Source organism: Bacillus sp. 05T21 (genome assembly GCF_056396785.1).
Genome location: NZ_JBFTMD010000001.1, coordinates 863,690 through 878,373 on the forward strand (window position 1 = coordinate 863,690; position 14,684 = coordinate 878,373).

Below are 14,684 nucleotides of genomic sequence, written 5' to 3' on the forward strand. Positions count from 1 at the left end.
AAAATATAACTCATCACCATAGAAGGAGATTATTTATGTCGAGCTTACTTTGGATTTTTTATATGCCACTTCTTGTTTTATGCGGATTTTTCGGCGGTATTTTTTTAATTATTACTAGCATTAAACACCTTAAATTATTTGTGGGTTTAATGGGGCTACTTAGCCTATCTTTTGTCACACTACCTTTTGTTTTTTGGGGCATGGGGGTGAATAGCGATACGATCCTCCCTATTTCAACTACTTTATATTGGATACTGTTTTCTTTAACTGGATTATTGGCAGGATTAAATGGATTACAGGCAAAGATTAAAAGTATACGTAATATGGGATTCATTATTTTTATCGCTGGCATATTAGGGGTTATTTTCTGGGTACTTATGTCTGTAGGGGATTCATTCTATATATAATATTTTATCGGAGGTAATACAGAAGTGTTTTGAATATTAACTTGGATGGTTTTGGCTCTTACTTTGATGTTATGCGAATTCATCGTTGGCATTTTTTTAATTGCTGCCGGAATGAAATATCGAAAATCATTTATCGTTATAGCTGGTTTAATTAGCATATCGCTTATCGTTGTTCCTATCATTTGTATAGGTTTTGGAATAGATTCAGAGGGGATGCTTCCAATTTCAGGAACTTTATATTGGTGTTTCTTCTCTTTAGCTGGGCTATTAGCTATTATAATTGGAAGACAAATATCCAGCATTCGTGCTATGGGGACAATTTTGTTTATAACAGGGCTGTGCTCCGTAGCTGGTTATCATTTTTTATATCTCACTCTTTAAAAAGACAAAAAAGCAGGGAAATTAATTCCCTGCTTTTCTATTTGGTTTATTGCCTGATGGTAAGAAGAACGATAACACCCAAGCAATACCTGCGAGTATAGTTGCAATTAAGAAGGCATCGTTAATACCGTTAATTGCAGATAGCTTTGAAATTTGTCCGAATAATAGTTGTGTACTCATCGCATCTCCTGCTTGAGCTGATCCGGCTAATGCCGCTAAGCTTTGGCCCATACCGTGTACTTTATCAACTAAAATCGGGTTTGACGTTGTTAACATATTGCCGTAATCCGCTACGTGAGCAGTAGTTTGTTGCGTCATAAGCGTGATTAATATCGCTGTTCCAATTGAACCAGCTACTTGTCTTGACGTATTTTGCGTTGCTGTACCGTGAGAAATTAATTTCATCGGCAGTGCATTCATACCAGCTGTCATAATTGGCATCATAATGAATGACATACCAATTGAGCGTATAATATAATCCGTCATAATAACGCTATACGGTGTATCCATCGATAACGTTGTAAATTTATATGTCGCAAATGTTGTAATGGCTAATCCGACAATTGCTAACGGACGAATACCATACTTATCAAATAGCTTACCTGCAACTGGTCCCATGATTCCCATAATTAATGATCCTGGAAGTAATAATAAACCAGATTCCATCGGTGTAAAACCGCGAATGTTTTGCAAGTATACTGGAAGTAATAACATACCTCCGAATAAGGCCATCGTTACAATCGCGTTAATTACTAATGTGAAAGTGAACGTCGGATATTTAAATACTTGTAAATCGAGCATTTTATTGTCTGTTGTTAACTCTCTCCAAATAAATACAGCTAAACCAATGACACCGATGATAAGTGTTATAACAACTTCTGCACTAGTCCAGCCATTATTTCCAGCTTCACTAAATCCGTACAGTAAGCTACCTAGTCCAATACTTGAACTAATAACACCGAATACATCTAACTTTGTTTTAGACACTGGCTGAGCTAGTGTAAAGAATTTTAAAGATAAGAACGTAATAATTAAACCGATAACAAACATCCCATAGAACATTAAGTTCCAGCTATAGTTTTCAATTACCCAACCTGTTACAGTTGGTCCGATAGCTGGTGCTAAAATCATCGCTACCCCAAGTAGTCCCATAGCTGCTCCGCGTTTATTAGGCGGGAATAATGTCATGAAAATATTCATACCAACTGGCATTAAAATACCTGCACCAACCGCTTGAATAACGCGGCCCGTCATCATCATTGTGAAGTTTCCTGATGTAGCACAAATGATAGATCCTACAGTGAAGAATAACATTGCTGCTATGAATAATTTACGATACGTAAACCGTGAAACTAAAAATGCACTGATTGGTACTAAAATTCCGTTTACAAGCATGAAGCCTGTAATTAACCATTGTGCTGTTGAAGTTGATACGTTAAATTCGTTCATTAATGGCGGCAGTGCAACATTAATGATCGTTTGGTTTAAAATAGAAACGAACATACCGAGAATTAATACAGCTACAACTGCTTTTACATTCACATTCTCTACCGGCAATTGTCTCTTCAGCATTTCTTTTTCCTGTTTTACTTGCTCTTGCTTCCCTGTTTCTAATTCCACTACGTTAGAAGCTTCTGTTTCTTGTTTTTGTTCAAGTTCTTTCTCTACTGTTTCTGCTTGACTTACTTCTATCTTACTTACGGCTGGGACTTGTTCTTCTCCCACATTCGTTTTTTTCTTTCGTAAAAGACGATTTATAAGGAAGAAGACGATTATACAAAATAGTGCATATCCTACAATTGCAATTGAGGACATCTCATCTCCCCCTTACTTATGAATACGAACTGACACATTCATTCCAGGAACAATATTTACTGATTTACTATGATCTAAAGAAATTTTAACTGGTACAACTTGCTTTACTTTCGTATAGTTCGCTGTTGAGTTACTTGATGGTAACATCGAGAATGTATTCGCCGTTGTTAATCCAACTTGTTCTACTTTTCCTGTTAACGTTGTATCTGGGTATGCATCTACATACACATCTACTGTTTGGCCTTTTTGAACATCATCAATATTTGTTTCTTCAATATTTGCTGTTACCCATAAATTGTTCATATCAAATGCGTAAGCAATTGGGCTTCCTGCTCCAACGAACGCATTAGTTGTTGCGTTTGATTGTACAACTGTTGCATTTTGTGGAATTGTTACATCTACTGTTTGCTCACCATTTGCTCCTGCTACAGTAACCGCACCTAATTTATCGTTCTCATTGTAGTTTTTTCCTACTTCAGCTTTCCAGTCTGTTAATTTACCTGCTACTGGTGATGCAATTGGGATTACTTTCCCATCAATCTTTGCATTTTCTGTTTTTAAATAGTTTTCCGATTGATTGTAATAGTAATAACCGCCAATACCGCCGCCAACTAATACAATTAATGTGATAATGTTGATAATTACCATTCTTCGAAACTGATTCATTGCATTCCTCTCCTTATATCGCATATAATTTTTTTCTAAACTATTTACACCCTTAGTGTTTATATTGTTTAATTGTTAATTATATTAACCTTTAAACAAAAAAAGCACACCTTTTACGATGCAAACTATGTTTTGTCTGCATCCTAGCGGTGCTGATTTCTAAAGGACTATCGTTTATAATTATAAATAATTATCCCGAATCTACAACCAACAATTTAAACCTATATGTTGTTTAAACAACATTACACTATACATGTGTTGTTTAAATTCAAAAAATTAAACGAGGTGAAGTAAAAATGTCTATTAAAAATACAAATGATCCACGTGTAAAACGAACGAGACAACTCATACAGGATGCTTTTGTCGCTTTAGTAGGCGAAAAGGGCTTCGAAAATGTAACTGTGCAACATATCGCGGAACGTGCTCCTGTAAATCGCGCTACATTTTATAGCCATTACCATGATAAATATGATTTATTAGACAAAAGCATAGAAGAAATGTTAGAAAAATTAGCTGAAGTAATTAAACCACAAAATCGAAATAAAGAAGATTTTCAGCTCACTTTTGATTCACCGCATCCAACCTTTTTAGCTTTGTTTGAACATATAGCAGAAAATGTGAACTTCTATAACGTTATGCTTGGTGATAAAGCCGCTGGAAACTACTCTTATAAAATGATGAAAACAGTCCAAACACATTTAACATTAAGCTTATCTATTTCACAACCTGATGATGAAGAACTCATGGTTCCTCGTGACATTCTTATTAGTTATGTTACAGGTGCTCATATCGGAATGATTATGTCATGGTTAAAAAGAGGCATGATTTATACCCCGCATTTTATGGCAATGCAATTAACTCGCTTAATTATTTTAGGAGCCCATACTGCAGCAGGATTAGAACGACCGTTTTAAAAATGGAAAAAGCAAAGGAAATTATCCTTCGCTTTTTTCTATTAATTAAATGTAATGTTATGTACAGCCTCTTTATCAAGACGTTTAATAACTTCCACAATTAACTTCACTGCGTTTTCATAATCATCACGATGTAACATCGCTGCATGAGAATGAATGTAGCGTGTCGCAATCGTAATTGCCATAGACGGAATACCGTTTACAGAAATGTGAATTGCTCCTGCATCCGTTCCCCCGCCCGCTACAGAGTCATATTGGTATGGAATTTGTAATTCATCAGCAACATCAACTACGAAATCACGTAAACCTGTATGACCAATAACAGAAGCATCATATAAAATGATCTGCGGTCCATCGCCCATTTTACTTTGCGCTTCTTTTGCCGTTACACCTGGTGTATCCCCAGCAATACCAACATCTACAGCGAATGCGATATCGGGCTTAATATAGTTTGCAGATGTTTTCGCACCACGAAGACCAACTTCTTCTTGTACAGTACCAACGCCGTATACAACGTTTGGATGCTTTTCATCTTTTAATTGTTTTAATACGTCAATTGCAATTGCACAACCAATTCGGTTATCCCATGCTTTTGCAAGTAACATCTTTTCATTCTTCATCACTTGGAATTCGAAGTACGGTACAACTTGATCTCCTGGTCGTATGCCCCACTCCATCGCTTCTTCTTGGCTAGAAGCACCAATATCAATGAACATGTCTTTAATTTCAACTGACTTTTTACGAGCTTCTGGAGGTAAAATGTGCGGTGGTTTTGAACCAATTACACCTGTTACATCTCCTTTACGCGTTACAATCGTTACGCGCTGTGCAAGCATAACTTGCGACCACCAGCCACCCACCGTTTGGAAACGAAGGAAGCCTTTGTCATCAATTTGCGTAATCATAAAGCCAACTTCATCTAAATGACCTGCAACCATAATTTTCGGGCCGTTTTCTTCCCCAACTTTTTTCGCAACTAAACTTCCTAAATTGTCAGTAGAAAGTTCATCTGCAAACGGCTCAATATATTTCTTCATTACTTCACGTGGTTCGCGCTCGTTACCCGCAATACCGCGTGCGTCTGTTAATTCTTTTAGCATTGTCAATGTCTCGTCTAATTTTATCATTGCCAACACCCTCCTTTTTCTTCAGTCACTTTATTATACAAAAGGAAATTGAAATATTCAAAAATTAAATTAGTATCCTTGTGTTTGACGCTGATGATTTACTTCATTTTTATCTAAATATGCTTTTTCAATTTCATCTTGTTCAAATTCAAGCGCTTGTCCAAGGCGAAGATAGCTTGTAAATAGTTCAATATAGTTCGTAATAGAAGGTTGATCTGTAAAACGAATTACTTTCGCATATGTGTCTAAGAAAATTTCCACTTGTGTTTTATTCGTTTGCGCACATTTATAGAATAAGAAGTTTTTATCAATTCCTAAATCGATTCCGATTGATAAAATAAAATGCAAACCATCTACGTATTCTTCTAATATTACTTCACGTTCTGAAGCTGGTTTATTGCTCCAATATTTAAAACAACGTGTTTCATTTGCAAGTTCTCCAATTTCTACAAGAAGAGCTAACATTTTTTCTTTTAACAATTTTTTCGGTTGTAAGTCATGTTCTTTCACAATACGGTCATCTAATTCTTTTTGTAATTTAAATAGTTGTAGTAAGTCCATTCTATTGTCCTCCTCCAACATCGCATTTTCTGCAACAATGTTGTTTCATCTCAAAGTTCATTATTATTTTTCGTTTCTTATTAACAAGTCAGCTACCTACATCTTTATAAAGATAGCTTGTCCTTAATTTGCAAATACGTTTCAATCATCACTCATAGATTGTTCACTTGATGAAAGTTCCATATCATCTTTCCATTATAGCAGTGTCGTTTCTGCTAGGAAAGATGCACTTCTCACGAATGAGTTCAAATAAAGTGAAACTTTAATAAGTGGGGGGGTTTTGTTCATCCCCACTTATTATTAGTTGAACCAATCGGGCTTTTACGGGCAGTTGATCTCCCACCTAACTTCTTTGCTCCAGCTGAATTTTGAGGTGGGAGTTTTACTGCCCGTTAATGCGGGATAAAAAAAGTCAGGAGGATTCTCCTGACTTTATATATATATTCTTTTATATCGCTATAGCTTTTATATTGATTTTGTCATATCGATAACGACACATCCGTTAATCTTTCCTACTTTCATGTAAAAGCCTCCTCGTTATCGTTACAAAAGTTCTTACAAGCACATCTTAATATACTTGAGCAAGAAATAACGATAATAAGTGGAGGATTTTACAATAAATGCAAATAAAAAAACCTTAGAAGAAAATCTTCTAAGGTTTTAAACAATTAGTTAATGTTGTTTTTTGCAACTGTTGCTAATTCAGCGAAAGCTTTTTCGTCATGAACAGCTAAGTCAGCAAGCATCTTGCGGTTAACTTCGATGCCAGCATTTTTTAAACCGTGCATTAAGCGGCTGTAAGAAAGACCATTCATACGAGCTGCTGCGTTGATACGTGTAATCCATAATTTACGGAAGTCACGTTTCTTTTGACGACGGTCACGGAATGCATACATTAGAGATTTCATAACCTGTTGGTTAGCAACCTTAAATAATGTACTCTTAGAACCGTAGTAACCTTTTGCTAATTTTATAACTTTTTTACGACGTTGACGAGTAACTGTACCACCTTTTACTCTTGGCATAATATTACCTCCTAGTTTGTTCTATATATCAGCCGAACTTATTTTAAGTTGTCAAGCATTTGACGAATGCGTTTGAAGTCACCAGCGCTAACTACACCAGCTTTACGTAGTTTACGTTTAGCTTTTGTAGATTTGTTAGCGAATAAATGGCTTGTGTAAGCGTGAGAACGCTTCAGTTTACCAGATCCAGTCTTTTTGAAACGCTTTGCAGCGCCGCGATGAGTTTTTTGTTTAGGCATAGGTATTTCCTCCTCTATCTATTACTTATCGTTTTTCGGTGCTAAAACTAAGAACATACTACGTCCTTCCATTTTAGGCTTAGATTCAATTGTACTAACTTCAGCACAAGCTTCTGAGAAGCGATCTAAAACACGTTGACCGATTTCTTTATGAGTAATGGCACGTCCTTTAAAGCGAATTGACGCTTTAACCTTGTCGCCTTTCTCTAAAAACTTGACAGCATTACGAAGTTTTGTGTTAAAGTCATGTTCATCAATTGTTGGACTTAAACGAACTTCTTTCATGCTAATTACTTTTTGATTTTTGCGCTGTTCTTTTTCTTTCTTCTGTTGCTCAAAGCGGAATTTACCGTAGTCCATAATGCGGCATACTGGTGGTTTCGCATTTGGAGCAACCAATACTAAATCAAGATTAAGACCTGCAGCTAAGTCTAAAGCGTCATTACGAGACTTGATTCCAAGTTGATCGCCGTTTGCGCCAACTAAGCGTACTTCACGTGCACGAATTTGCTCGTTAATCATCATATCCTTGCTAATAGTAAGCCACCTCCAAGGTTTTCTTAGAATACGTTTTGCAATTGTAGAACCCGAACAAAAAAAGTGCGGGCACACGGCACCCACACTTGTAATATCTCTAGTAAGAAATACATTTACCTGCTAACTGCGAATGCGTCCATCAGGTGAGAAGCGGGTGCTTCTACTTGTCAAAACCATATTCTATTATCCTTGATGAGTTTATCATAGGACATGACGTCTGTCAAGAAGACGCGATGTGTTTTACTAACAACAAGAAATATTGTAACAAACAACCAGCATACTTGCAATACTTTTTTATGATAAGTATTGTTTGGTTATTTTTTCTAGATTTTCTTTTTTATTATACATAAAAAAGCCGCGGTATACCGCGGCTCTTTCTTATCGTTTTCCTTCTACCTTAATCATGTCAACAAACGCATCTAATGCGATTGTTTCTGATTTTTGTTCACCATATTTACGTACGTTAACGCCATTTTCAGTAACTTCATTGTCACCTACTACAAGCATGTACGGAATCTTTTGCATTTGTGCTTCACGGATTTTGTAACCAATTTTCTCTTCACGAGTGTCTAATTCAACACGGATACCAGCACGTCGTAATTCATCTTGTACTTTCTTCGCATAGTCTAAATGTACTTGCGGAGAAACTGGAATTACTTGCGCCTGAACTGGAGCTAACCAAGTTGGGAATGCGCCTTTGTATTCTTCAATTAAGAAGGCTACGAAACGTTCCATAGTTGATACAACACCACGGTGAATTACAACTGGACGATGTTGTTTACCGTCTTCACCAACGTAAGTTAATTCAAAGCGTTCTGGAAGTAAGAAGTCTAATTGTACAGTTGAAAGTGTTTCGTCTTTTCCAAGAGCAGTACGAACTTGAACGTCAAGTTTCGGACCATAGAATGCCGCTTCACCTTCAGCTTCATAGTAATCAAGACCCATTTCATCCATAGCTTCTTTTAACATACCTTGTGCTTTTTCCCACATCTCATCATCAGCATAATACTTTTTAGTATCTGCTGGGTCACGATAAGATAGACGGAATGAATAGTTTTCTAAACCGAAATCTTTGTACACTTCTAACGTTAAGTTTACAACACGTTTTAATTCTTCTTTAATTTGATCTGGACGAACGAAAATGTGCGCATCATTTAAAGTCATTCCGCGTACACGTTGTAATCCAGATAATGCTCCAGACATTTCATAGCGGTGCATTGTTCCAAGTTCCGCAATACGGATTGGTAATTCACGGTAGCTGTGAATATCGTTTTTATAAACCATCATATGGTGAGGGCAGTTCATTGGACGAAGAACTAACTCTTCATTATCCATTTCCATTGATGGGAACATGCCATCACGGTAATGGTTCCAGTGACCAGAAGTTTCATAAAGTTCTCTACTTCCTAATACTGGAGTGTATACGTGATCATAGCCTAAGCTTGCTTCTTTATCAACGATGTAACGCTCGATAATACGGCGAATTGTTGCACCTTTTGGTAACCAAAGTGGTAAACCTTGTCCTACTTTTTGGCTATTAGTAAATAGTTTTAACTCTTTACCTAATTTACGGTGATCGCGCTCTTTCGCTTCTTCAAGCATACGTAAGTGCTCATCTAATTCTGCTTTCTTAACGAATCCAGTACCGTAAATACGTTGTAACATTTTATTATTGCTATCGCCGCGCCAGTAAGCACCAGCAACACTTAATAATTTAAACACTTTAATCTTCCCTGTAGATGGAAGGTGAACACCACGGCAAAGGTCGAAGAATTCGCCTTGCTCATAGATTGAAATAACTGCATCTTCTGGAAGATCGTTAATTAAATCTAATTTTAACTCATCGCCGATTTCTTCAAAGCGACGAAGTGCTTCTGCACGTGGTACTTCATGACGAACGATTTCTAAGTTTTCGTTCACGATTTTTTGCATTTCTTTTTCGATTTTCTTGAAGTCTTCAACTGTAATTGCTTCTTCCATATCAATATCGTAGTAGAAGCCATTTTCGATTACTGGACCAATGCCAAGCTCAAGCTTAACATCTTTATATAAACGTTTTAACGCTTGTGCTAAAAGGTGAGCTGTTGAGTGGCGTAAAATATATAAGCCATCTTCAGAATCTAATGTAATAATAGAAACTGCACCATCTTCTTCGATTGGTGTAACAAGATCGATCATCTCATCGTTTAATTTTCCAGCCACAGCTTTTTTCTTTAAGCCTGGGCTAATAGAAGCTGCGATTTCTTCAGTTGTTACTCCTTTTGGAAACTCCTTCACAGCTCCATCAGGGAAAGTAATTTTAACTACATCTGCCATCACTGGTCACTCCTCTTTTTTTTCAAAATAAAAAACACTCATCCCATAAAAAGGGACGAGTGTTGAATTCGTGGTTCCACCCTTGTTCCAATTAACCTTATTGTTAATTGCTCAAGTTCAACATAACGGTGTTGTCCGTTAGCAATTACTAGAAAAACGTTCACTGCTAAAGTTTAGAGGTGGTAAGTAATAATCCCGTACTAGGAAGCTCGCACCCTAAGGCTTCCCTCTCTGAAAATCGTAGATAACTACTCATGTCCTCATCATGACATTTCAATATATTTCATTTATGTAGGTAATTATATGCTCAAAAACTTAGAAAATCAAGGGCGTTACCTTTATTTTTTAAATTTTTCACATTGCGCTCAAACTCATGCAAACCATGTAATTGGACCCGTTCTTGAAATACATTTCGCAAAGTAACAATCATGTTATGATCTTGTTCTTTCGTATATAAATAAATCTTTTTCGGCGAAATAGAAAGAAGTGGTGCAATTACTTTCGTATCGATATATACATCCTGTTTCTTTAATAATTCTTCATCTATATATTGAACCAATTTCTCCTGTTTTAAACGCCTACCTTTATCATCATAGAAAATAAAACTTTCATCAAAAATAAGATGTACACAGGACAAACGTGATTTCCGGCTACTTACTTGTTGGCGAAGTGTCTCAATGAATATTTGGTATTCCTGCTCCATCTTATACTCATCAATTGCAACTTCAGCAAGCTTAGTTACCATTTCCCTATATGTACGAAGACGAAAACGAACGTATGATGAAAACGAGAATGAGAGCGGATCACAAAGCCATTCATTCAAAGACGACGCAATATAAGATTCAAATTTTTGACGTGTTAAATCACTAGCTACTCCTTTTCTTCTTTCCTTTAAAATCTCATGTGCCATATGCAATATTTGATGGCACTCTTCTTGTTCTTCATAAAAAAACTTTTCCTTTAAAATGGTATGAATCCATTCATTTTGTTTCACATTCATAATGAAATATAGTAATACTGGCAATAAAATCTTTTTAATATAATTTGATTCACATAATGGTATATGAATAACAACCTTTTGTTCATTTAAATATACACTTGTTTCCTTATATAAGGATTCTGTTCTTTTCGTTAGTTGTCTGTATACGTACACAGCATCATTTTTTTCTTCGAAGCAAATTTCAATCACTTTTGTCCCCCCTTTTATCCCCGCTCTAAAGGATTGCATCTATACGTTACAAATCCTATAAGAGTCCGATCTATGGAAGTTCACTCTTAGTAGAAACCTATCTCCCATCGTTAGAACATCCACTCGATATGGCTTGCTAATTTTATATATATTAAGGGAGGGAGAAAAAAATGATACAAGCTACTCTGAAAAAATGATTAAAATAAAGTGAAGCTTTAATCAGTGGAGGTTTTGTCCATCCTCCACTGATTATTAGCCCGCACCAATTGGGCTTTTACGGGCAGCAGGGCTCCCTTACAGCCGAATTTTGAGGTGGGAGTCTTACTGCCCGCCAATAGCGGGATAAAAAAGAGCAAGCTTCTCAGCTCGCTCTTTACTTATTACGACGATTTTTCCCGCCAATTGGGATTGGCTTCGCTAAATATTTAATTCGTTCCATAATACGGGCCGCTTTCATCTCTTCTGCTTCACCGCGCTGTGTATACGTTAAATGATGTTCCAACTGTTTGAAATCAAAATTAGATGTAAAGAACGTCGGTAAGTTTTCCAACATACGGAATTGCAAGATTGCACCGAGTACATCATCACGTACAAAACTTGACATCGCTTCTGCCCCGATATCATCTAACATTAATACTTGTACACGTTTGACAGCATCAATCTTTCCGCTAATCGAATTATCTTGAATCGAACTTTTGATTTCACGTAAAAATTCTGGGAAGTATACGAGCATCGAACTAATTTTCTTTCGCGCAAGCTCATTTGCAATTGCCCCTAAAAGATACGTTTTTCCTACACCAAATTTACCGTACAAATATAAACCTTGTGCTTTTTTACCTGGTTCGTATGTGTTTAAAAATTCATTCGTTGCACCTATTGCATCAATACGTGCATCTAAATCTGAAGGGTCTAAATTTTCCATAGTTGCCTGCAAAATGTCAACTGGCATATATACACTTTGAACGAGTTTTTCATATTTTTTTCTCTCATCATATGCTACTTTTCTAATACAACGATCGTATTGAATATCAATCATCTTACCTTGAATGACGAGCTTCGGCTCATATCCTTGTAGCATATTTTTACATGACCCTAAATCTGGACAATCCGCACACCCTACACTTTGTCCAATATATTCATATAACTTCACAAGACTTCGTTCAATCATAGAAGTCGTTACTTCACCTTTATGTTCGTCTATAAATTCTTTCACACGAGGGTGCGCCATCACTTCTGCCTTTAAGACTTCATATCTATTTTTAAAGTTTTTATTTTCCATTAATTTCGTAAATGAATTTTGAATATGCTCCATTTTCTCACCTCAAAGAGCGTTCATTTTCTTTTATTAATCACGCTTATATTTTTTCAATACTTCTTCTAATCGTTTCCGTTCATCTTCTAACGTACTTGCATCTTTTTTCGCACTTACGTCATTTTTTACAGGTTCTTTCTCTTCTTCTTTCGACTCTTCCTTAAGCCAATCTGGTACCATTTCTTTTCGCACTGTTTTCTTCGCTGTACGACCTTTTTTCTTCGTCTCAGCCCACTCTTGATATTGACGATTCTCTTCTTTTGCTAGCGCCATCGCCTCGCCTACTGTACCGACCTTTTTTCGCGCCCAATGTCCAGCAATCTTCTCGACATACGTTTTAGCAAGCTTCATATCTGAGCGTAGCATAACGTAATAAATAAGTACATTCACAACCCCTGGCGTTAACTTTTGATTTATCATTACATCCTCAACGATTTGCAAGTCCGCTTTCGTCGCCTCTGCACCGCCTGAAATCTCTTTCAATAGTTGTTTTGGCGAGATTTCCTCTAACTGCTTCATTAGCATCTCTTCTTGCGTAGATGGCTCTTTCTCTTTCATTGTACGAGCAGCATGAGGTTGCACTCTTTCACTTAATACAGGTAACGCTTGACCATTTTCGAATTGATACCAATCGCGTGCTCCCTTCCGAAGCCTTTCGATATCAATTGTTTGCACTTCTGTCACTGCGCCAAGAACGATATTTTGCATCGATAACACATCCACACCGTACACATAAGCGAGTGTAATAACACATTCTCTCACTTGATCTGTAATCGCCTTTTTAGGAACAAGCGCTGATAGTCCGTCTACAAATAAAGAGAAATCAAAGAAGTCGTTCCAAACTTTCGGAGCATCCCCATTCTCGTTACTTGGCATAATTGTCGTTTTCGGGATACGCAGTTCTTCTTGCGCATATTCAAACTGACCTGGGTTAAACGAATCAAATATATCGTTGAAGGAGCGCGTAACATTTTCATAAGAACCAAAATCGAATTCTTCTTCTAAGAAATATTGCTTTACTTGGTTGTATTTTGTCCGACTCAAGCGATTATATAAAAAGATACTTAAAACAATATCATCAAAAAACTGCTTCGGAGATAAAGGTGGTTGCAATTCATATATAAACATTCGAATATCTTTTTCTTTCTTAATATATACATTTAAAAGACCAATCGCTTCTAACTTTACTCGTTCCCCATATATTTCAGGAAGTTGCATTTGCATAGTCACCATAAGGGAGTGATGTGTATTCTCTTTTCCAAACACACGATCTTGCTCTAGCTCTCCCCATAGTGTCATGTATAAGCTAAAAGCTCTACTACCTATTAACGGCTGATACAACATCGTTAATACTTTCCGGTCGTAATTATGTAACAACCCTTTCGCACTTACTTTATAACGATCAATCGGCAATAGCTCCATCCATGACTGTTTTTCCATTCTTGCTTTTCCTTTCTCTCATCCAATCTAACCTACATTTCACTCGTTCTATCTTTATTATATAATTTATTAGCGAAAAAGAGCTATTAGCTTCCGCTTCTAGCTCTCTTATCTCGTTTACTTACAGTATATAAAGAGATTCCTTCTACTCTCTCTCTTTTTGCAGTATATCTTTTAATTCTTCAATAAATACATTTAAATCTTTAAATTGACGATACACAGAAGCAAAACGTACGTAAGCAACATCATCAATATCACGAAGTTCTTCCATAACAATTTCACCAATCATATCACTTTTCACTTCTGATATACCTAAGTTACGAAGTTCACGCTCCACACTTTGTGTTACTTCCTCTAACTGCCTTAAAGATACAGGTCTTTTTTCACACGCTTTAATTAAACCGCGTAAAATTTTCTCTTTATTAAACTCTTCTCGTGTTCCTTCTTTTTTAACAACGATAAGAGGTGATTCTTCTACTCTTTCAAAGGTCGTAAAGCGACTTAAACAACTTTCACACTCTCTTCTTCTTCGAATAGAGCGCCCCTCGTCTACCGGACGCGAATCTAACACTCTTGTTCCATTATGAAAACAGGATGGACAACGCAATTCATTCACTCCTTTACACTATAATCTTTATTCTTTCGCTACTCACCTACATGTGAAAATATATATACAATATTATATAACTCATTCTTCTATAATGACCACTCTAAGTTATTACATATCATGATCCTATTTTATATAAACTAAAAAA

The 14,684-nt window shown here is 36.4% G+C and carries 15 protein-coding genes and 2 other annotated features; of the genes, 3 read left to right on the forward strand and 12 right to left on the reverse strand.

Translation table 11 applies throughout. The annotated features are described in order from the left end of the window. Window positions 1-35 precede the first annotated feature (35 nt). Entirely contained in the window at window positions 36-407 is a 372-nt protein-coding gene (locus tag AC1DKZ_RS04560; protein WP_002165001.1) for a hypothetical protein, read from the forward strand. 66 nt (window positions 408-473) lie between these two features. After that, window positions 474-788, forward strand: coding sequence for an ammonia permease (locus tag AC1DKZ_RS04565; RefSeq protein ID WP_476995723.1), 315 nt, complete (start codon window positions 474-476; stop codon window positions 786-788). A 21-nt stretch (window positions 789-809) separates the two neighbouring features. On the opposite strand, the gene AC1DKZ_RS04570 is transcribed toward AC1DKZ_RS04565, so the two are convergent. Together AC1DKZ_RS04570 and AC1DKZ_RS04575 are read right to left on the reverse strand one after the other, a co-directional pair. Next, window positions 810-2,603, reverse strand: coding sequence for a DHA2 family efflux MFS transporter permease subunit (locus AC1DKZ_RS04570; protein WP_002088915.1), 1,794 nt, complete (start codon window positions 2,601-2,603; stop codon window positions 810-812). Window positions 2,604-2,615: 12 nt separating this feature from the next. Then, window positions 2,616-3,269 carry an HlyD family secretion protein gene (locus AC1DKZ_RS04575; RefSeq protein ID WP_002088916.1) on the reverse strand — a complete coding sequence of 218 codons (654 nt, stop codon included), beginning with the start codon at window positions 3,267-3,269 and terminating at the stop codon, window positions 2,616-2,618. A gap of 296 nt (window positions 3,270-3,565) precedes the next feature. On the opposite strand from AC1DKZ_RS04575, the gene AC1DKZ_RS04580 reads away from it, so the two are divergent. Then, window positions 3,566-4,183: a TetR/AcrR family transcriptional regulator gene (locus tag AC1DKZ_RS04580; RefSeq protein ID WP_016092410.1), complete on the forward strand. Its 618-nt coding sequence runs from the start codon at window positions 3,566-3,568 to the stop codon at window positions 4,181-4,183. Window positions 4,184-4,224: 41 nt separating this feature from the next. On the opposite strand, the gene AC1DKZ_RS04585 is transcribed toward AC1DKZ_RS04580, so the two are convergent. The 10 genes from AC1DKZ_RS04585 to nrdR form a co-directional block, all read right to left on the reverse strand. Then, window positions 4,225-5,310, reverse strand: a complete 1,086-nt coding sequence (locus tag AC1DKZ_RS04585; RefSeq protein ID WP_476995702.1) for a M42 family metallopeptidase — start codon at window positions 5,308-5,310, stop codon at window positions 4,225-4,227. 69 nt (window positions 5,311-5,379) lie between these two features. After that, window positions 5,380-5,871, reverse strand: a complete 492-nt coding sequence (locus AC1DKZ_RS04590) for a dUTP diphosphatase (RefSeq protein WP_002015469.1) — start codon at window positions 5,869-5,871, stop codon at window positions 5,380-5,382. Between the two features lie 668 nt (window positions 5,872-6,539). After that, the gene (gene rplT, locus AC1DKZ_RS04595; protein ID WP_001138364.1) at window positions 6,540-6,896 is read right to left on the reverse strand and encodes a 50S ribosomal protein L20; all 357 of its coding nucleotides are present in this window, start codon (window positions 6,894-6,896) and stop codon (window positions 6,540-6,542) included. Between the two features lie 38 nt (window positions 6,897-6,934). Beyond that, a complete protein-coding gene (rpmI, locus tag AC1DKZ_RS04600) occupies window positions 6,935-7,135 on the reverse strand; it encodes a 50S ribosomal protein L35 (RefSeq protein WP_001125945.1) in 201 nt (66 codons plus the stop codon). Window positions 7,136-7,156: 21 nt separating this feature from the next. Then, window positions 7,157-7,660 (reverse strand): translation initiation factor IF-3, encoded by a 504-nt coding sequence (gene infC, locus AC1DKZ_RS04605; RefSeq protein WP_002015470.1) that lies wholly within the window; start codon window positions 7,658-7,660, stop codon window positions 7,157-7,159. Between the two features lie 63 nt (window positions 7,661-7,723). After that, window positions 7,724-7,844, reverse strand: a sequence feature (ribosomal protein L20 leader region). A gap of 206 nt (window positions 7,845-8,050) precedes the next feature. After that, entirely contained in the window at window positions 8,051-9,988 is a 1,938-nt protein-coding gene (thrS, locus tag AC1DKZ_RS04610; protein WP_002034275.1) for a threonine--tRNA ligase, read from the reverse strand. 48 nt (window positions 9,989-10,036) lie between these two features. After that, window positions 10,037-10,264 (reverse strand) — a binding site (T-box leader). Window positions 10,265-10,295: 31 nt separating this feature from the next. Then, entirely contained in the window at window positions 10,296-11,177 is an 882-nt protein-coding gene (ytxC, locus tag AC1DKZ_RS04615; RefSeq protein WP_476995703.1) for a putative sporulation protein YtxC, read from the reverse strand. 373 nt (window positions 11,178-11,550) lie between these two features. After that, window positions 11,551-12,489, reverse strand: a complete 939-nt coding sequence (gene dnaI, locus AC1DKZ_RS04620; RefSeq protein ID WP_002015473.1) for a primosomal protein DnaI — start codon at window positions 12,487-12,489, stop codon at window positions 11,551-11,553. A gap of 33 nt (window positions 12,490-12,522) precedes the next feature. Then, window positions 12,523-13,929, reverse strand: a complete 1,407-nt coding sequence (locus AC1DKZ_RS04625) for a replication initiation and membrane attachment family protein (protein ID WP_113935711.1) — start codon at window positions 13,927-13,929, stop codon at window positions 12,523-12,525. 145 nt (window positions 13,930-14,074) lie between these two features. Next, window positions 14,075-14,536 (reverse strand): transcriptional regulator NrdR, encoded by a 462-nt coding sequence (gene nrdR / locus AC1DKZ_RS04630; protein WP_001203686.1) that lies wholly within the window; start codon window positions 14,534-14,536, stop codon window positions 14,075-14,077. Window positions 14,537-14,684 lie beyond the last annotated feature (148 nt).